We start from the raw sequence: 18,977 nt of genomic DNA on the forward strand, positions 1-18,977 counted from the left end.
TAAAAGCTCTTCTGCGCTACTGACATACTCTCGTTTTCAGTGGGGCAAAAGTACACCCTTTAACCCCATACTTCCAAATCTATTTAACATAAAATATTCAATTGTGGGGAAGTATTTCATGTAAAATACTGATTTGTAAAATTTTATAACGAACCCAATAGTTATCCACAATGAGTGGATTGTATTTTGAAGGAGTTCTGAATGCGTTTTAGATGCTTTAGAAGAGGTTTACAGAATGATAAATCGATCTATTCATGTATTATTTTCAAACTTTGCAGATTTTTGAGGCTTTGGAGGTCGGCAATCTTTAATATCTATTATAAATATACACTAGTGTTGATTGAAAATACTGAAATGTCTTTTATCACAAGGACCCTAGCCACGATAGGAGCATTTGTCTGAGCTCATTTTGATTATTTCGGCGAGCCAAAGGCTCGCCGAAATAATCAAAATAGCGAGTGCGGATAGCGGGATCAAGCTTCTAATAAAAAAGCAGATGTTTTTTATATCGCTACCTCATCGCAATGATGGCAATTTTTGTTTGATTAAAAGAATCGTTTGATAAGTACCTTATATATATAGTAGCCGATGAGACAACCAATCGTGTCTGCTACGACATCCAGAGATTCCATAGATCTCCCCAGGCCCATTTCTTCCTGAAGGATTTCTGTAAGGAAAGCGTAGATAAGGATAATTTGAATGAAATAAGAAAATTTGATTTTGGGAAAGGCAGCCATAAAGCAAAATCCCAGTGCTGCAAATATACTTAAGTGCAGGACTTTGTCGATGCCGCTGAACATAAACCAATATTCGTGGTTTTCTTCACCAGGTTTCAAGAGCATATAAGTAAGAAATGCCCAATAAATGGGCAAAATCTTACTGAATATTTTTGAAATACTATCCAATGATAGCTTGGTATTCTTCTGCAGAAAGTAATTCTGAATGATCAGCACCGTCAGCAAGTTCTAATTTGATGATCCATCCGTTTCCATAAGGATCTGTATTCAATAGTTCAGGCTGAGCTTCCAACTCTGAATTAAACTCAATCACTTTTCCAGCGATTGGCAAGAATAAGTCTGAAACAGTTTTTACCGCTTCTACACTTCCGAAAACTGCGCCTCCTTCTAGATCATCATCTACAGTATCTACATCTACATAAACGATATCTCCAAGCTCGCCTTGTGCAAAGTCTGTAATACCAATTGTAGCAACGTTACCTTCGATCTTAATCCATTCGTGATCTTTCGTGTACTTTAATTCTGATGGTGTGTTCATTTTTAAATTTTTATTTTGTACAAATGTATTCAAAATTCTATAAGGTTCAAATATCAGATATAAAAAATGTCCTTCAAAATTGAAGGACATTGGAATTAAATATATTTTGTTTTATAATCCACCTGAATCACCAAATGTAAATGTCGCTGAGATTCCGGCTCTTATTGTTGATAGCGGGAACGCAGTGGAGATTTTATATTTGGAAGTCATCTGTTCGTAGAATACTCTTAAGTTAAGATTTTCCGAAACATTATAATCGGCAGAGACTCTTACATTCAGTAATTTCTGACCTCCTGTAATCTGAGAGTCATCCAACAATATATTGGTGATACTCGTTTTACTATCTCTCAATGAAAAGTCTCCCCTGATATTAAGATCACTTCCTTTTGCCTTTCCTCTTCCTCTTACATTTGTCATTCCGAGTCTGAAGTTTCTGATGATATATCCTACTTTCACCACGTATTCAGTATTGGCATCTTCAGTAAGCGTATGGTTTACCAAGCCTAACAATAATGTTCTGATTCTGTTGTACTGCAATCCGAACTGGAAATTGTTTCTCATGGTAACATCTACTCCGATCAATGGGGAGAAGTTCTCTACATATCCTACCTGAGCAAAAGTAAACGGATTGATATAATCATTATTAATATCTCTTCCTGTACTTAAGTCTGAAGTCAGTGTATTGAAATAATCTATACTCGACTGAATACCTGTTGCAGTGTAAGTTGCTTTATACCCATGTAAAATATCAAATTTGGAGAACTGACCATTGATAATCGGAACATTTCTTAAACCTGAATAAGTGATATTCCAGTTTGGCAATGGCAGACCTGCTTTTTTAGGGTTCCCCATCTGTTTTGGAGATTTTCCTTCTACCGCAGCTCTAAATGCAGGAATCAAAACATAGGCATTGGCAATACTATGTCCTTCTGTAAATCCGTCTGTTCCGATAGGACCTCCCATTTGCTGAGACAATACTCTGGCATTATCTCTAATGGTCTGATAAATTGCCTGCCCATCGCTAAATGCTGTCTTCAGAAGAATAACAGAATTCGAATAGGTTACCATATCGCTGGCAAAAGTATAGTCTGGATTCGGATTTCCTGCCGCATCTCTGTAATTGAAACCTGTATGTGTAAAGTTTCGGTTGTAGGTATGCAAGCCATTAAGATCTATTCTAAAATCATTAATCGGTACAACCTGCAAATTCGCCCGGAGCTCTTTTGTTGACATCTTGACGTATGGATCCGTCATATACTGGGAATCACTCACCCAGCCATTTTCCATCACCAGTCTTCTGATATCTGCCTGTGATCCTAACAGGAATCCGATGGAAGGACCTCCTAATGTCTGACCATACCCATACCAGTTCGGTGCAGATAACAATCCCGGAAGTACTGTACCATTATTTTCAGAATAATTAATATCTAACTGTTTGAATGAAGTTAACAAATATGCTGCGCTCTGAAGCGGTGTCAGTCTGTTTTTAAACTTATACTGTTTGTAGTTATATCTTTTCTTTTCCCATTGCTGAGTGTAGGCATTATTCAGGGAATCAATCTCCTGTTTACGCTTCTGAAGCTTAGCCGTAATATTTTTAAAATACTTAAACTGTCCGAAGAACTTTGTAAAGTCTGCCGTAGCAGTTCCCTGAATAATATTTGTATTCTGACCGATAGACCCCAAACTTGCAGGTCGATTGGTATCCGGATCCACAAACCCTAACAATGAAGTAGACCTTGCATTCCAGTTGTAGGTAAACCCATACTGTACCTCAGCATCGATAAAGTCAAGATACGGCAGATACTGGAAAGGTAATTTATAGTTCAACTGCACTTTATGATTATATAGAACAGGTCTTCCGGCTCTGAAAACATTTCCGAAGATCGAACTGTTATCCATCATATTCACATCCATATTATCATTCAGTGTTCTTGTCACTGAGTTGATTTCTAATTTCAATGATTTTGTAAAATTAAAGCCTAATCCATACTGCCATCCAAAATAGAAGTTTCTGTTTTTGATTGCTGCGAAATCCTCTGCCATATTTCCACTTAGAATCGCTTCAACATTTCTGAACTCAAGCTCGTTATAATTTCTGTCGATCTCGGTTCTGAAAGAAAGTCTTGTCGGAATCGGGTTAAAATTAAATTCTTTCACCCATTTCAGATATTTTGTAGACTTTGCCGTATCGCTGATCATTTTATTAAACGGCTTCAATACCCAAGGTTTGAAAGTGTAGTTGTAATCAATATATCCTCTAAGATACTGTCTGTAATTTTTCTTAGTATAGATATCTCTGAAATGATCATCATTATACATCGCCGTTACAGAAATATTTTCAACATCATAGAACTTAGGTTTCTTATTTTGGTTCACCCTTTCTTTATGCATGTTTACAACCCCAAGACTTCTTTGCTGAGTATATGTTCTGGCTACTTTTTTCAGCTGGGCTTTATTCGCTGCCTTATTAAATTCAACATCTGTATCCAAAGGATTATATTTCGGATCTTCAATGGTCTGCGAATAAGAGTAATTAACCGGAATTTTCATTCCGCTCTTCTCAGGAAGGAATTTATCTACATTCACTGCCGTATTGATACTGAAAGCAGACTGTGTAGACTGGTTTCTTTCTGCAGGTTTAGAATCAATACTACCAAAACCTACCGAAGTATATGAGGCACTTGTATTTACCGTTGCAAAATCTCCAAGGTTGAAATTCAAGCTTGCATTTCCTGCATAACCGCCATCATTTTCAATTTCTGAAAGACGGATTTCATTTACCCAGAGAGTTCTGCTTATAGAAGTACCTCCGGCTCCTCTTTCGGATCCATTTCTGATACCTACCATAATAGTCGTTACGTTTCCTAAACTTGGTCGTCCTTTGATATATAATTTTTTAAACGTATCCCCTTCTTCAAATAAAGGGTCCATTCTTCTTTTTGCAATATCATTAGGGAAGCTTTTATCTCTTCTTATTTTCGCATCTACTAAATTCTGAATTTCCAGATCCACTTCGTTTTCAAATGGCCAGATATCCATTGGCGCTGTAGCATTATTCGCTGTAATTTTCAAAGAAGCTTCATATTCATAATAGTTATCTGTAGCATCACTTCCTAAACGGATAAAGAATTTTGTTTTTTTATCGATTTGTCCACCAAGCGGATCACCGTTTCTAGGATCAGTATGAGCATGTACAAAAAGTTTTAATTTTTTATACCTTCTCATATCAAGAGTTGTATTTTTAAATACCCCTTTTGCCTCGGTACTTACCAGATCTTTTACATTTAAGTATAGAGAAGCTTCATTCTGTCTCTGTGCACCTGCATTTCCGCTTAATACCTGTCTGTCGATTCCCGGAGGCAAAACATATGGAGGCTGGTTTAATGCATTCTCTTCAATGTTTACACTTCCTACTTCAAAATTATTAAGATCTGTTACATCATTTAATCCTTCATTGGTAGCTTCATCTGCCACAGTATCTGTTCCATAGACTGCAACATTCTTAGGATATCTTCTCCAGTCTGATCTTACCAAATCCATAGTTCCGAATCTCAAGGTTGATGTCTGATCAAAGCCTTTTAAGATCATTCTTGCAAATCTTACGTTATTAAGAACAGACGGATCATGATCTCCCTGAGCATCAGGCTCATTGTATTTAGAAACCGGAACTCTGAATAAATACCATTTTACATCAGCACTCTGTCCATTTTGGAACTGAGCCTTTACTGTCTTAACATCAACAACATTATTTTGTCCCAATGTTAAACTTCCCTGATCCAAATTAACAACGTATTCGTTATAGTTTTCATTCTGATCCAGGTTATAATCTTTATTGATATCTTCTGCATCCGGGGTCTGAGTAGACACCTCCAAAGAGCCACTCTGAGAATTTCCTTCCGGACCTCTGAAATATTTATATCTCTGAATAAGTGATGAAGCCTGACTTCCTGTAAATTTATCCGACATGTAGAATACAAAGTCATCTACTGCAGGGTCAGCAATATTAGTCACAGGGTTTACAAAAGTATTCCCGAATTTCATTGCTTCCTGATCAGAGCTTAAACCATCATATCCTAAATCCTGCGCTCTTCTGTCATCACCTTCACTTGCGAAAGCATACAAAATTGGAGGCTGTTTAGGCTGGGTTCCCCAATTTGAAGTCGTCGTAGTAGATGGAGCTGAACCTGTTGGTAATCCGTTTTCGTATTGCATTAATCCATCTTTCAGGATATCTTCAGAAACGTTTCCTAAGTGAAGTAGTAATTTAGGATTTGTTCCTAATGTATTTCCATCAGCATAAGGATCCATTAGCCAGAATTCCACATATTCGATATTCGAATTCACAAAGTTGGAAACACTGATCGGTCTCATGATACCAGCCCATCTCTGCTGAGTAGTTTCACTTCCCGGATTTACGTTATACGGTCCTTTTTCCTGTGGATAATATGAAACATCAAATGTGTTGGTGAAAGTCTGTTCACCCGCCACAAAATCTCTGTTATTATAGATTTCTGAGAACTGAACCCTTCTTGAGGCGTGATTCGAAACCGACTGCGGAGTAATTCCTGCAGGCGCTCTCCCTCCTACTCCCCAGAATCTAGGGTCAATATTATACCAGGACAATAACCCTCTTCCATAACCATTGGTAAGGTTATCGTTGGAACCCGCTCCCTGGAACAGCGGATCTCCCTGATTCTTTTCAGGTTTTGACGCCAGACTCCATGCTGTTGGTTCTTTTAAGGAAATTTTAGAGGTGGTCTGTTCAAAATCGTCAATATAGGATTGATCGTTGGTACCTTTATTCAGTCCCGGTAATAAATAGGCTGCTTCCATTTTAAAGTTCAAATTGGAAGGTGCTTCTGTATTGACGAACGGAATTTTATCTGTTAATCTTGTCAGGAATGGCAGCTGATTATTATACATCAAATTGATTCCCGCCATGGTATTGTTAACCGCTTCCTGTCCGAAGTTTACTTTTTGAGTAAGCGGAGATTCTGAATAATTAACTACGGTTCCTCCTAAAATAAAGTTTTCACTGAATCTTCTTTCTAAGTTTAATCCTAAGAACCTTTTTCTTTGTGTATTAAACGTTAACTGGTTTTCTAAAGACACGTTGATCGCCTGTCCGGATTGTTTTACCGCTTCATTAATGATCGTAACGGTACCCAACATATAATCCACCGTATAGTCAATACCTTCCGTCAGCTGAACCCCATTTGCAGAAACCTTTACAGATCCCTGAGGAACGTTTACTGCTCCTAAAGAAATCCCTTGTCCCTGAGTTCCTTTATAACGACCTTCCATTGTATATCGCTGAGCAAGATTACTGGAAGTCGCGACCTGTTTTTGTTGTGAATAAAGGTCTGAGAAAACATATTGCGGGTTATTACTTCCCAGCACACTGGCCATATAGCTACCAAAAGGCTGAACTTTAGTAAAGATTATCCTGCCGGTTTCGGGCCGTACCGTAATTCCGTTGACAAAGTCAAAAATACCGTCACCTGTTGAGCTTCCGTTATTCTGTAAATCGCCGTTCATATTCAGACGATCCCAGTTTAATAGTTTCAATAAATTGGTATCCTGAACATTCGTATTCGGAAGGTAATTTACTTTACCTCCGGTTTGTGGATCTCTGTAGAAAACATTAAGGATAAACCCATCCTGATTCACCTGTCCGGCATCTAATGCATAAATGTTTTTCATCATTAGATTCCACATTGGTGATGTAGTTTTTACAGTAGTGTTCGGTTTCAAAACTTTGGTCATCAAAACCTGGCTTTCTTCCGAAAACTCCCCTACTTTATAAACCTGGTTGCTTCCGTTAACTGTATATGAGTAAGAAACCGCTAAAAGCTGGTTGTCATTTAATTTCTGGTTTAATGAGATATACCCTAACTGCGGCTGGAAAATAAATTCATTAGAATTTAACCTTCGGGCTTTTCTGTTGAATATAAAATGTTCACCATCCTGATAAGTTTCGTTACCCCCAGTTGCTACGGGTAAATTGACTCCTTTAATTGCGTTATAAGCCGTGTTAGCATCTCTAAGACCACTTCCTAAGCCATTAATTGCAGAATAAAGGTTAAATCCTGGCTGATCATTATTAGGCAGTCCGTTTCCGTCTCCTAAATCCCTGATCCCAACGATGCTTTTCTGGTAAGATAAATTACTGTTTCCCTGATCCAGCACCCATACTTCTATTCTGGTGATGCTTACTTTGGAATTGATCTGAGGATAGTTGAGCAAAGCTCCATCATAGTTATTCAGGAAATAATGTCCTAAAAAGTAGTGTTGATTATCTTCATAATCTATAGCATTCATTTTGAAATTACTCATGGTACCACCACCCTGCACAACAATATTTCGGGCCTCTCCCTGCTGTTGGGACAATACAACTGTACCATATGTTTTACCAAGCTGAAATTCAGTTTTAACCCCGAATAACGATTGAGAACCACGTATCAAACTAGTTGACAGTGGCATGTTTACGTTACCGAATTCTACTCTTTTGATGATTTTATCTTCACCTCCCGAGTTGGGCTTATCAACATCCTGAAGACCTTTTGTCTGCAGATCTTTCCAGCTTCCTTTCGCCTGCCACACCAAATTCATTCTGTTTTCAAAAGCAAAGCCACTTTGGGTATCGTAATTAGCTTTTAACTGAAGATTTTCACCTACCTTACCCAATAAACCTAGCTGAATTCTCTGATCGATATCAAAGGTAAAGCTGGTTCTGTTTTGAGGTAAAATAAGCGGATTATCGATTTTTTGATACAAACCAGCAAAATCGAAAGATGCATATCCGTTAGGAATAATTTCAATCTTATTACTTCCGAAAATCGTTTCAAAAAGTCTGTTGTTGATCGTTAAGGATGGTATTAATCCTTTTTTGGCAGCACCGCTTTTATCTTTCCTGAACATTAAATTGTACCGGTCAGATTTTTCCTTATAATAATCCCTTGACTGCGTTGCCAGCATGAATTCTTTATAATCCTGCGGAGACATTGCCGTCGGTGGCCCCGTAATTGTATTACCTACTTTAGGATATACGTAATACATTCCTGTTTTTATATCATAAAAGGCTTCATACCTGGTAGGATCTGCCAGTTGATAGTCTTTCTTTATAATTGCTGTGTCACGCGCGGGCGGCCTCTGTTGTGCAAAAACAGTTGTCGAAACGCATAAGAACGACAGAAACAAAAATATTTTAAGATATTTATTATTTTTCACCAAATGTTAAATGTTTTTTAAAATTTGTTTAACCAATTCTTCTACAGAAATAGCCGGATCCTGCTTTAATATTCTATCAGCAAGCTTCTCACTCATTCGCTTAGGAATTCCTAAAACTTCTAATGCAGATAACGATTCTTCCTTGATTTTATTATTTACAAATGTAGAAATATTTTCTTCCGGATTGCTGAATTTCTGCACTTTGTCCTTAAGGTCTACAATAATTCTTTCAGCAGTTTTAGCACCTATTCCTTTGGCTTTTTGGATCAGTGCACTGTTTTTGGAAAGAATGGCTGAAGCGATCTCTTCGAGGCTTAAGGTAGAGAGTAAAATAAGGGCAGAAACAGCTCCCACTCCATTAACACTTATTAACAAATTAAACATTTCTTTTTCCGAACGACTGTTAAACCCAAAAAGCAAATGGGCATCTTCGCGAATGATCTGTTGAATAAAAAGAAAAGTTTCCTGATTTAGGGTCAGCACTTGTGAGGTCATCAAGCTAATACCTACATAGTAACCAACTCCTTGTACATTGATCACTGCGTAAGTAGGCGTAAGTTCCTGGACTATGCCTTGTAAAGAAAATATCATTATTAATTTTTAAAACTCCCAAATATAGTAATTTAAACTAATTAATGTTTTCATTTCACGCGCGAATGATTTTTAACTTAATTTTGATATAAGATTTTAAAGAATCGTGCTAAAAGCAAAAGACTCCAAAATTTGGAGTCTTTTACAAGTATACTGTTTTGAAATTATTTAATTTGAAACGTTTTAACTGATCTCAATTGCAGAATAGTCATTGATCACACAGAAACAGCCATTATCCATTAATTCCTCTTCAGAATGGGTTGTTGTAATTCCCAGAACTTTCAAACCGGCATCTTTAGCCGCTTTTACTCCTCCCATTGAATCTTCAACAGCCACTGCCTCTTTGCTGTCAATCTGCAGTTTTTCCACAGTTTTTAAAAATATTTCAGGATTAGGTTTTCCCTTTACCACTTCAATTCCTCCGGTGATTTCCTGGAAATAATTTTTAATATTCAATCCGCCCAAAATAAAATCAATACTGGAAGGAATCCCCATCGTGGCGAGTCCCGTTTTGATCTTTTTCTGGCTTAATTTCTGAAGAAAAGGTGTTAAACCATTCACTTCTTTAATATGATTTTTATATAGATTCTGATAAGCTTCTTCTTTTTTCAGACCCAGCTCATGAATTCTGTCTTTGGATAAATCATTTCCGAAAAAACGAACGATCATCTCATCCAGTGTTCCATGATTTTGGGCTGAGAAATTCTCGGGCTCTATAATAATATCATGTTGTTTTAAAAATATAATCCAGGATTCTTCATGATAAGGGATGTTATCAACAAGAGTACCATCCATATCAAAAATAATCGCCTTTTCATTAAACCTCATCGTTTTCAAAATTTGTGTTGTGTTTATAATTATTTACTTTCCTTTTTTTCTCTTTTTTGAGCATCAAGAACAGCAATTGTAGCTAAGTTTACGATTTCGTCTACGCTTGAACGCATCTGTAAAACATGTACAGGCTGTTTTAATCCCATTAAGATCGGTCCTATAACCTGAGCAACTTTCATACCTCTGATGATTTTGTATGATAAATTAGCACTCTCAAGATTCGGGAAGATGAAAGTATTTGCCGGTGTTGTTTCTAATTTTGAGAAAGGATAATCACTTAAATGATCGGCATTCATTGCAAAATCCGGCTGGATTTCTCCATCCACGATCATTTTAGGATATTTCTCATGAAGAATACCTACTGCTTTAGCTACTTTTTTAGAAGTCTCGGAAATCGCTGCAAAGTTTTCGAATCCTAGCATCGCAATTCTTGGTTCGATAGCAAAAGATTTCACGGTGATTTCTGCCATTTTAGCAATATTCACAAGATCTTCAGCGGTCGGATTCTGATTGATAGAAGTATCTGCGAAGAAAATAGGTTTCTTTTCAGACAAAATCATCATCATGGCCGCCACTTTATCTACTCCTTTATCTTTTTCGATTACTTCCAGAACAGGACGTAAAACAGAAGTATAGTTTTTAGAAAACCCAACAATAAGTCCGTCTGTATCTCCATGCTTCAGCATTAATGGTCCGAAATAATCTCTCTGGCGTACAAATCTTTTCGCTTTGTATTCGTTCATTCCTTTTCGCTGACGAAGTTTCCAAAGAGTCTCTCTGTATTTCTTTCTGTTTTCTTTCTGGTCGTCATCACTCGGATCGATAATCGGAACATCCAAATTGATTCCGTAACGCTCCATCTGTTCCTGAATGTATTTTTTATTTCCTAAAAGACTAGGATAAGCAATTCCTTCTTCATAAAGAATCTGTGCTGCTTTCAATACATTATATTCTTCTGCATTTCCTAAAGTAATTCTCTTAGGATTGGCCTTAGCGCGGCTCTGCATCATTCTTACCAACTTCTCATCTCTTCCCATTCTGTCGAGAAGACTGTTTTCGTACTCATCAAAGTCGGCGATAGTTTTTCTTGCAATTCCACTGTCGATAGCTGCTTTTGCTACAGCACTCGAAACTTTTGTTATCAATCTGTTATCGAACGGCTTCGGAATAAAATATTCTCTTCCGAACTGTAAATTCTGAACATTATATGCTAAAATTACCGCTTCAGGAACCGGTTCTTTTGCCAAATCTGCAATAGCATGAACTGCTGCAAGCTTCATCGCTTCATTAATTCCTCTCGCCTGAACATCCAGCGCTCCACGGAAAATATACGGGAACCCAAGAACATTATTAACCTGGTTAGGATAATCACTTCTCCCTGTTGCCATGATTACATCTGGACGAGTTTCAATAGCAAGATCGTAAGCAATTTCCGGATCCGGATTCGCCAAAGCGAAAACGATTGGATTTTCGTTCATGCTGTTCAGCATTTCAGGAGTCATTACATTTCCTTTTGACAAACCGATGAAAATATCCGATCCTTTCACAGCATCTTCCAGTGTTTCGATATCTGTCTGTGCAATAAAATCTATTTTTTCAGGAGTAAGATTTTCTCTTTTGTGATTAATTACCCCTTTGCTGTCGCACATTAAAACATTTTCTCTTTTAAGACCTAAAGAAATATACAAATTAGTACAGGCAATAGCCGCCGCTCCTGCTCCGTTCACTACCATTTTTACTTCTTCAATATTCTTGTTGGCGATTTGTAATGAATTAATCAATGCAGCTGCAGAAATAATGGCTGTACCATGTTGATCATCGTGCATCAAAGGAATATCCAGTTCTTCTTTTAATCTTTGCTCGATGTAGAAAGCTTCCGGAGCTTTAATATCTTCAAGATTGATCCCTCCAAATGTAGGAGCAATACCTTTTACAATTTCAATAAATTTATCCGGATCTTTTTCATTAATCTCAATATCAAAAACATTGATATCCGCAAAGATCTTAAATAAAAGACCTTTTCCTTCCATTACCGGCTTCGAAGCTTCTGCTCCGATGTCACCCAATCCTAAGACAGCAGTACCGTTAGAAATTACAGCTACCAGATTTCCTTTTCCTGTATAATCATACACCGTTTCAGGTTTTTCGTGGATCTCCATACAAGGAACTGCAACCCCCGGCGAGTACGCCAATGACAAATCTCTCTGAGATGAGTGTGGTTTTGAAGGGATCACTTCAATTTTCCCTTTAGGTTCGGCTTTATGATAATCTAACGCGGCCTGATTAAAGTTCTTTTCGTCGCGGTGGGTTTTATTTGACATAGAATTTTATTTTTTATTTAAAGTATATATTTAATATGGTAGTTGACTAAACTTTCAATCGGTTTCTGTACAACGTGCCCAATATTTAAATTAAGCTCTGCGGCTGCAGAACGAAGTATATTTTCGTAGTAATAAGCAATGGAACCAATAAAATTGATCTCCACCTCTTTTGATTCTTCGTAGGGAAGAACCTGATAATCGAAAAAGTTTTTCATTTCCTCATATACCATATTCTGGAAATAAGGATGATCTTTTCTTTCGACTACAAATTTGTTGAAATCTGCCAGATATGCATTTGGTCTTGCCTTATGATACATATTTTTTAAGGCTTCTTCTATCGTTAACTGGTAGGTTTGCTGAAACTGAAGCTGTAAATCTTCGGGAAGTTTTTGCATAAAGAATCTTCTTACCAATTGTTTACCAATGGCACTGCCACTTCCTTCGTCTCCCATCAGAAACCCGAGGGAGGGAAGTTTTATTTTTAGATTTTCACCGTCAAAATAGCAGGAATTCGATCCTGTACCCAGAATACAAACGATTGCAGGCTTTCCGTTATAAGCAGCATATGCCGCTGCCATAAGATCTTCTTTGGCGATCACCTCTGCCTGGGTAAAAAACTTATGAAGTTCACGCTCGATAGTAGCACAGTTTTCAGGTATCCCACAGCCTGAGCCATAGAAGAACACTTTCGTAATTGAATTTCTGACAGAACCCAGGCTGATATTTTTTTCAATCTCAGGCACGATCAATTCTGCAGCAATATTATTAGGATTGAAACCGATTGTTTCAGTTTTTAAAAAGACTTTGTTAAAGTCATCCAAAATCACCCAATCACATTTTGTGGAGCCACCATCTACAATAGCAACCATATTTTACATTTTAGTTTAAGGATGCTAAATTATGAATTTATCTTTAAACAGCCTTTAAAAACAACCCGGAAGCTGTCTAAAATCATTAATGTTTAATATCAGCTTTTTTTTCATTGAATTGTATTAGCCAATCTTCTATTTCGTCTTCTAAATATGAAGTCTGAAGAATCATTGCATTAATAAAATCATCCGGAACAGGGTCTCCTTTAGAATTTTCAAGATTCCAAAGTTCGTTTGACATATTTTCATATTCAGAATACACCCGTTTGAAACGAGAGTTCTCTTTTTCAAGAGCCTCAATATTTGTTTGTTGAAGCTGGAATTTTCTGTATTTGTTTTGACGTTTCATACAAATAATTGTTATTAAGTAGCGGTAAAGTGGTTATAGTTTGGTATAGAATGACGCTTGGTCATGCTTTACAAGATAGAAAAGACCATCAACGCAAAGAGTTGAAAATGAATTTATTATCAGGTGTATCGTTCGTTAATTAGTTTATTAAAATTAGAAATATTTTTTAATCTAGAAAAATATTTAACATCTTTTTTTACTGTTTAACATATAGTTATAAATTTGCACATTATATAAATTGGATGAGAGAAATACTACTACGCCAAAAACAGGTTTTGTTCTTCATAATAGCGGGAGGACTCAGTGCTATTGTAGAAATCGGAAGTTTCAAGATCTTCAGCACCTACCTTCCTCATATTATTTCAAAAGAAATTAATTTTCATGGAATCCACTATCCCTTAAGCAATATCTTCTCTACGAGCTGTGGAATTATAAGCAATTATTTTCTGAGCATCTGGTTTGTTTTTGAAAGAGGGAAACATTCTAAGAGAAAAGAGTTTGCTTACTTCATGGGAGTTTCTTTTATTTCTACATTATTAAGCCTTTCTTTCTTTCAAATTTTCTACAGTTTTATATTTAAAGATAATATTGATCTTATTTTTTATACCTTAAGCCCGGAAATAATCAGTAAAATTGCTGCAATTTTATTAGTTTCCATTCTTAATTATTCGATTAAAAAGAAAGTAATATTTAATGGTTAACCTGTGGTAAAGATTTTAAATTATCTCTGGAGATTCTGGCTGTTGTTATTGGCATTTGTTTTAACAATCACTTTTGGGATTCCTGTATATATCTTATCCTTTAATAAAAAGCATTACAAGTACGCTTACAAATTCATCCGATGCTGGAGCTACGGGATGTTTTACGGGATGGGTCTGCGCTATGAACTTACGAACCTCAGCCCGCAAAAAGTTGATAAAAACCGACCTTTTGTTTTCATTTCCAATCATACTTCCATTATGGATATTATGCTGATGTGCATATTAAGTTCGAAACACCCGATTTGTTTTGTCGGAAAAAAAGAACTGGTAAAAGTTCCTATTTTCGGAACAATATACAAAAGGATCTGTGTCATGGTAGACAGAAGCAGTGCCAGAAGCCGCGCAGATGTTTACAGAAGATGTGCAGAAAAAATGGAAGAAGGAAACAGCATCGCAATTTTCCCGGAAGGAGGAGTTCCTGATGACACTTCTATTATTTTGGATGAATTTAAAGACGGCGCTTTCACCTTATCTTCAAAACACAATTCTCCCATCGCCATCTATACTTTCATTGGATTAAAGAAAATTTTTCCGTTTGATAACTCAAAAGGTTATCCAGGTAAAGTAAAAGTTTATTTTAACGGAATTTTAGAACCTTCAGACTCACCAAAAGAGCTGAAAACAAAGGCTTTTGACGAAATAAAAAAAACATTGGCACAATACTATAATTAAAAGAAATAATATATATTTGTTATTAAGAAATTTTCAACAAATATGTCAAATTATTCCAAGCAAACTAATTGGGGACAATTTATTCCATTAGTTACTGTATTTTTTTTCTGGGGATTTGTAGCGGCAAGTAATGACATCCTGATCCCAGTTTTCAAAAAGGCATTTAATTTAACTCAAACCGAAAGTATGCTGGTGCAAATATGCTTTTATGTAGCATATACTGTAGGTTCTTTAATTTACATGGCTGTTTCAAAAGGTTTGAAACAAGATTTAATCAACAAAATCGGTTATAAAAACGGTCTTATCATAGGCCTTCTGATTTCTGCAGCGGGAACATTACTGTTTTATCCGGCTGCCAATATGGGATCGTTCCCATTAATGATATCCGGTCTGTTCATCGTGGGACTGGGATTCTCTTTACAGCAAATTGTTGCCAATCCGTTAGCTATTGAAGTGGGACCTTCTGAAACAGGTTCTCAGCGATTAACAATGGCAGGTGGGGTGAATAACCTTGGAACTACCATTGGTCCGCTTATCGTTTCTTTTGCGATTTTCGGTTCAGCAACAGCTGCAAGCAATGACATCAGTGTTGAAAGTGTAAAAGTACCTTATCTTATTTTAGGAGTTGCTTTTGTTTTGGTTGCCATTATGCTGAAGTTTTCATCACTTCCGGCAGTAACGCCAACCAATGTTGAGAATACGGATGATACGACTCCGGGTGAACATAGAAAATCTGCATTCCAATATCCACAGTTGATTATGGGAATGATTGCCATTTTCGTGTATGTAGGAGTGGAAGTATCTACAGCGAGTAATCTTCCTGCCTATATGGAAAAAGATTTAGGTTTCGAAACAAAAGATGTGGCTCCCTATATCTCTCTTTACTGGGCATCGATGATGATCGGACGTTGGACGGGTGCAGTAGACGCTTTTGATTTCAATGCAGGATTCAAAAAGATCTTAAGGTTCCTGGCTCCTTATTTAGCTTTTGGAGTATTTCTTTTGGTCAATGCAATTGCCAATCACGATTTAAAACCTTTCTATGTATACGGTTTAATCATTATTGCAATGATTATCTGTGATATCATGAGTAAAGGAAATCCGGCGAGAATGCTGTTGATTTTCTCTGTGGCAGGAATTGCGGCTTTATTAATCGGTATGTCTACCAAAGGAATTGTTTCTGTTTATGCTTTCACAAGTGTAGGTCTATTCTGTTCTACCCTTTGGCCATGCATTTTCGCTTTAGCGATTAACGGTCTTGGGAAGCACACCAATCAAGGTTCCGGATTATTGATTATGATGATTATGGGTGGAGGTATTGTAAGCCTTATCCAAGGATATGTAGCAGATTTAACAACAATTCATGTAAGTTACATCGTGGGAGTTATCTGTTTTGCTTATCTTGCCTTCTACGCAATCCGTGTAAGCGGAATTTTAAAATCTCAGGGAATTGATCTTGATAAAATAGCAAAAGGCAGTGGTCACTAAGAATATAAAATTTATACATAAAAAAAGATTTTGGGCGGGTTTATTACTTGCCCAATTTCTTTTGTTCCTTACGTTCTCAAAACTGAAACCAATGATTTCTTTTTTTGAATCTTTTTTTGAAATTCAGAAAAGCATTCATCAGCTGCTATTCTCCTGGGTTCCGTTTTCGTCAGGAGATATATTATATGTTCTTCTGGGGTTTTTCCTTCTTTACCATATCATTAAATGCTTTAAAAAGAAAGGCAGGAATAAATCACTACTAAAAATATTACTTGCAGCTAATATCTTCTATTTTGCCTACCAGATATTCTGGGGTATGCTATACTTTCAGACACCGGTTATCAAAAAACTGTCTTCTCAGGAAAAACCGACTGTCACAAAAGCAAAAGTATTGGCCTTGCGGTATCTTGAAAGATGTAAACAGACCCGTGAATCTTTAAAAGAAGATAAAAATGGAGTTTTTGTTATCACCGATCTTCAGGCTATCCAAAATGAGATTCTTTTGCAGCAATCCAAATTACCCTCTTTCATTTCCGGTAAAAAAGCTCCTGGCATCAATTCTTTTAAACCCAGTTTATTTAAGAATGTAATGAGTTTTACAGGGATTCTGGGCTATTACAACCCTTTTACAGCAGAAGCTCAATATAACTCAGAATTGCCCTCTACTTTCCTTCCATTTACATCAGCCCATGAAAGCTCACACCAGTTTGGTTTTGCCAGAGAGCAGGAAGCTAATTTTGTAGGCTATTTACTGGGAATTAATTCTAAAAATGCAGAATTAAGATATAGCACAGAATATTTTACATTAAAAAGTCTTTTAGGATTTATTTTCGATGAAGATCCTGCATTTGTCAAAGCTGCTTTACTTCACTATTCACCTGCTATGAAAAGAGACAGAGCTTATGAAAAAGCATTTGTTCTGAAGCATCAGGGCGTACTTGATGATTTTTTTGCTTTTACAAACAATTTGTTTCTTAAAAGCAATCAGCAGGAAGGATCCATCACATATTCTTACTTTATCGATCTTCTTCAAAACTATGAACAATAGAGGGTATACAAAAAAAAGAATCGTATCAGGCGATACGATTCTAAAAACACAAATGATGAAAAAAAATTTATTACCTTGACTTGTTCCCTCATTCAAGGCGATGTAAAAGTACAACATATTTTGTAATTACAAAAACTTTTGCCTTCTTTTTTAAAACTTTATGAAAACTTTAAGATTTTTTATGTTCGTTAAAGTTTACTCCCACTTAAATGACTTATTTATAAACAATTAAATGAATTAATTAATTATATTCAAAATAATATTTTAACTAAAAAAATTCAAAGAATCAAACAATCGATTGGGAATAAATTATTTCAAATCTTATTATCTCAAAAAAGGTAAATAAATATTTTTTTCGATCACAAAAACATTATCCAACATCTTAATTTTGACTTATCTTTAAAAAAGTCTGGTAAGGATTACTTTATATTCTAAACTTGTATCTCCGTTATTGATAAGATTTAATGTTCCAGCCGAAGGCATCGTTAAAGTATAATTAAATGCTGTACCTGCACCTCCTCCTGCACATGGGGGTAAACTTGACCATGTAACAGATGTTGTATTTCTGTTAACTTCATTAAAAGCAGGTCCTTTAGCCGTCGTATCAATATTTACCAATCCGTCTACCCCTTTAATAGCGTAGGAATTATTAAGAACAATATTGGTAATATAATAGTCTGCCATTGCAAATCTCCCACATGAATTCCCCACAGAAACTACGGCTTTATATGCTGAATTATTAGGAATATTATTTATTAAAGTTGATGTAGCCCCAGATGCTACAGTAACCGTATTATTAATAACTGTCCCGTACACACCACTAACAGCTTTGTTCAAAACCCCATCCGTATCTGAATAAACAGGCGTAACAACTGTAGCTCCCGGAGCAATATTTAAGGTTCTTATTCTACCAGAGCCATTCACATCCAACTTAGTCGTTGGCGTATTTGTTCCAATACCAACATCACCAGTTTCTAAAATTCTTAGTCTTTCAGCACCTGACGTATGCAATCTCAAATCAGAAAGGCCGCTCGTTCCGTCACCCTGATAATAAGACATAATTCTTGAACCTCCGTTGTAGTTATATGCATTATTTGCCCTGGGAATAAAAGTTACAGCACCAATCGGATCATCTTTAACAAGATTTTCCTGAGCCTCATAGCTGCCGTTTGCTCCAGAAAAAATAAGAGCAGGAAGCTTAGAAGTACCAAAGCCTCTGAAGTTGAAATCATTAATTACGCCTTCACCTTGGTTATCAGCAATTATTTCAATTTTAGATGAAGGTGTAGTGGTACCAATACCTACATTCCCGTTTCCTAGAACTACAAAATCATTGAGTTGTTGGTCCCGGCTTGGAGCTCCTGCCGAAGCGTTATCTTTTGCACCATCCACATGGAAAGTACCTATCGGATTAGAAGTGTGTATACCTACTTGGGAAAACACAGCCATTGACAACAGTATTGTCGATAAGGTAATCATTTTTTTCATGTTCTATTTTTTTGAGTAGTATTTTAATATTTCTGTATAACTCTAATATTT

At 36.4% G+C, this 18,977-nt stretch carries 13 protein-coding genes; 4 read left to right on the top strand and 9 right to left on the bottom strand.

Annotated elements, in window-relative coordinates; genetic code table 11:
• Positions 1-545: 545 nt before the first annotated feature.
• From M2373_RS10800 to M2373_RS10835, 8 genes are all read right to left on the bottom strand, one after another.
• Positions 546-905: a VanZ family protein gene (locus tag M2373_RS10800; protein WP_259111080.1), complete on the bottom strand. Its 360-nt coding sequence runs from the start codon at positions 903-905 to the stop codon at positions 546-548.
• The gene (gcvH, locus tag M2373_RS10805; protein WP_259110523.1) at positions 898-1,275 is read right to left on the bottom strand and encodes a glycine cleavage system protein GcvH; all 378 of its coding nucleotides are present in this window, start codon (positions 1,273-1,275) and stop codon (positions 898-900) included. Before gcvH ends, M2373_RS10800 begins: the two co-directional genes overlap by 8 nt.
• A 111-nt stretch (positions 1,276-1,386) precedes the next feature.
• Positions 1,387-8,508 carry a cell surface protein SprA gene (gene sprA / locus M2373_RS10810; protein ID WP_259110525.1) on the bottom strand — a complete coding sequence of 2,374 codons (7,122 nt, stop codon included), beginning with the start codon at positions 8,506-8,508 and terminating at the stop codon, positions 1,387-1,389.
• 6 nt (positions 8,509-8,514) lie between these two features.
• Complete coding sequence (ruvA, locus tag M2373_RS10815; RefSeq protein WP_259110526.1) at positions 8,515-9,099, bottom strand: Holliday junction branch migration protein RuvA; 585 nt, start codon at positions 9,097-9,099, stop codon at positions 8,515-8,517.
• 183 nt (positions 9,100-9,282) lie between these two features.
• Positions 9,283-9,927, bottom strand: coding sequence for an HAD family phosphatase (locus tag M2373_RS10820; RefSeq protein WP_259110528.1), 645 nt, complete (start codon positions 9,925-9,927; stop codon positions 9,283-9,285).
• Positions 9,928-9,956: 29 nt separating this feature from the next.
• On the bottom strand, positions 9,957-12,251 hold the full coding sequence (locus M2373_RS10825) for an NADP-dependent malic enzyme (RefSeq protein WP_259110531.1): 2,295 nt from the start codon (positions 12,249-12,251) through the stop codon (positions 9,957-9,959).
• 17 nt (positions 12,252-12,268) lie between these two features.
• Entirely contained in the window at positions 12,269-13,120 is an 852-nt protein-coding gene (locus tag M2373_RS10830) for a BadF/BadG/BcrA/BcrD ATPase family protein (protein ID WP_259110533.1), read from the bottom strand.
• A gap of 85 nt (positions 13,121-13,205) precedes the next feature.
• The gene (locus tag M2373_RS10835) at positions 13,206-13,469 is read right to left on the bottom strand and encodes a hypothetical protein (protein WP_259110534.1); all 264 of its coding nucleotides are present in this window, start codon (positions 13,467-13,469) and stop codon (positions 13,206-13,208) included.
• A 242-nt stretch (positions 13,470-13,711) separates the two neighbouring features.
• Between M2373_RS10835 and M2373_RS10840 the strand changes: the two genes are divergently transcribed.
• The 4 genes from M2373_RS10840 to M2373_RS10855 all read left to right on the top strand — a co-directional run bounded on the left by M2373_RS10840 (position 13,712) and on the right by M2373_RS10855 (position 17,438).
• Entirely contained in the window at positions 13,712-14,170 is a 459-nt protein-coding gene (locus M2373_RS10840) for a GtrA family protein (protein WP_259110536.1), read from the top strand.
• Positions 14,171-14,173: 3 nt separating this feature from the next.
• Positions 14,174-14,902, top strand: a complete 729-nt coding sequence (locus M2373_RS10845; protein WP_259110538.1) for a 1-acyl-sn-glycerol-3-phosphate acyltransferase — start codon at positions 14,174-14,176, stop codon at positions 14,900-14,902.
• Between the two features lie 42 nt (positions 14,903-14,944).
• On the top strand, positions 14,945-16,390 hold the full coding sequence (locus M2373_RS10850) for a sugar MFS transporter (RefSeq protein WP_259110540.1): 1,446 nt from the start codon (positions 14,945-14,947) through the stop codon (positions 16,388-16,390).
• A 91-nt stretch (positions 16,391-16,481) separates the two neighbouring features.
• Positions 16,482-17,438 carry a DUF3810 domain-containing protein gene (locus tag M2373_RS10855; RefSeq protein WP_259110542.1) on the top strand — a complete coding sequence of 319 codons (957 nt, stop codon included), beginning with the start codon at positions 16,482-16,484 and terminating at the stop codon, positions 17,436-17,438.
• A 399-nt stretch (positions 17,439-17,837) separates the two neighbouring features.
• On the opposite strand, the gene M2373_RS10860 is transcribed toward M2373_RS10855, so the two are convergent.
• Entirely contained in the window at positions 17,838-18,926 is a 1,089-nt protein-coding gene (locus tag M2373_RS10860) for a hypothetical protein (protein WP_259110544.1), read from the bottom strand.
• Between the last annotated feature and the right edge of the window lie 51 nt (positions 18,927-18,977).

The sequence above is a fragment of the Chryseobacterium sp. JUb7 genome, assembly GCF_024806495.1.
Lineage (GTDB): Bacteria > Bacteroidota > Bacteroidia > Flavobacteriales > Weeksellaceae > Chryseobacterium.

What these genes read in the sequence shown, in the direction of transcription:
- gcvH (WP_259110523.1), bottom strand. Translation starts at nt 1,275, where the DNA reads ATGAACACACCATCAGAATTAAAGTACACGAAAGATCACGAATGGATT.
- ruvA (WP_259110526.1), bottom strand. Translation starts at nt 9,099, where the DNA reads ATGATATTTTCTTTACAAGGCATAGTCCAGGAACTTACGCCTACTTAC.
- M2373_RS10820 (WP_259110528.1), bottom strand. Translation starts at nt 9,927, where the DNA reads ATGAGGTTTAATGAAAAGGCGATTATTTTTGATATGGATGGTACTCTT.
- M2373_RS10825 (WP_259110531.1), bottom strand. Translation starts at nt 12,251, where the DNA reads ATGTCAAATAAAACCCACCGCGACGAAAAGAACTTTAATCAGGCCGCG.
- M2373_RS10830 (WP_259110533.1), bottom strand. Translation starts at nt 13,120, where the DNA reads ATGGTTGCTATTGTAGATGGTGGCTCCACAAAATGTGATTGGGTGATT.
- M2373_RS10835 (WP_259110534.1), bottom strand. Translation starts at nt 13,469, where the DNA reads ATGAAACGTCAAAACAAATACAGAAAATTCCAGCTTCAACAAACAAAT.
- M2373_RS10840 (WP_259110536.1), top strand. Translation starts at nt 13,712, where the DNA reads ATGAGAGAAATACTACTACGCCAAAAACAGGTTTTGTTCTTCATAATA.
- M2373_RS10850 (WP_259110540.1), top strand. Translation starts at nt 14,945, where the DNA reads ATGTCAAATTATTCCAAGCAAACTAATTGGGGACAATTTATTCCATTA.
- M2373_RS10855 (WP_259110542.1), top strand. Translation starts at nt 16,482, where the DNA reads ATGATTTCTTTTTTTGAATCTTTTTTTGAAATTCAGAAAAGCATTCAT.
- M2373_RS10860 (WP_259110544.1), bottom strand. Translation starts at nt 18,926, where the DNA reads ATGAAAAAAATGATTACCTTATCGACAATACTGTTGTCAATGGCTGTG.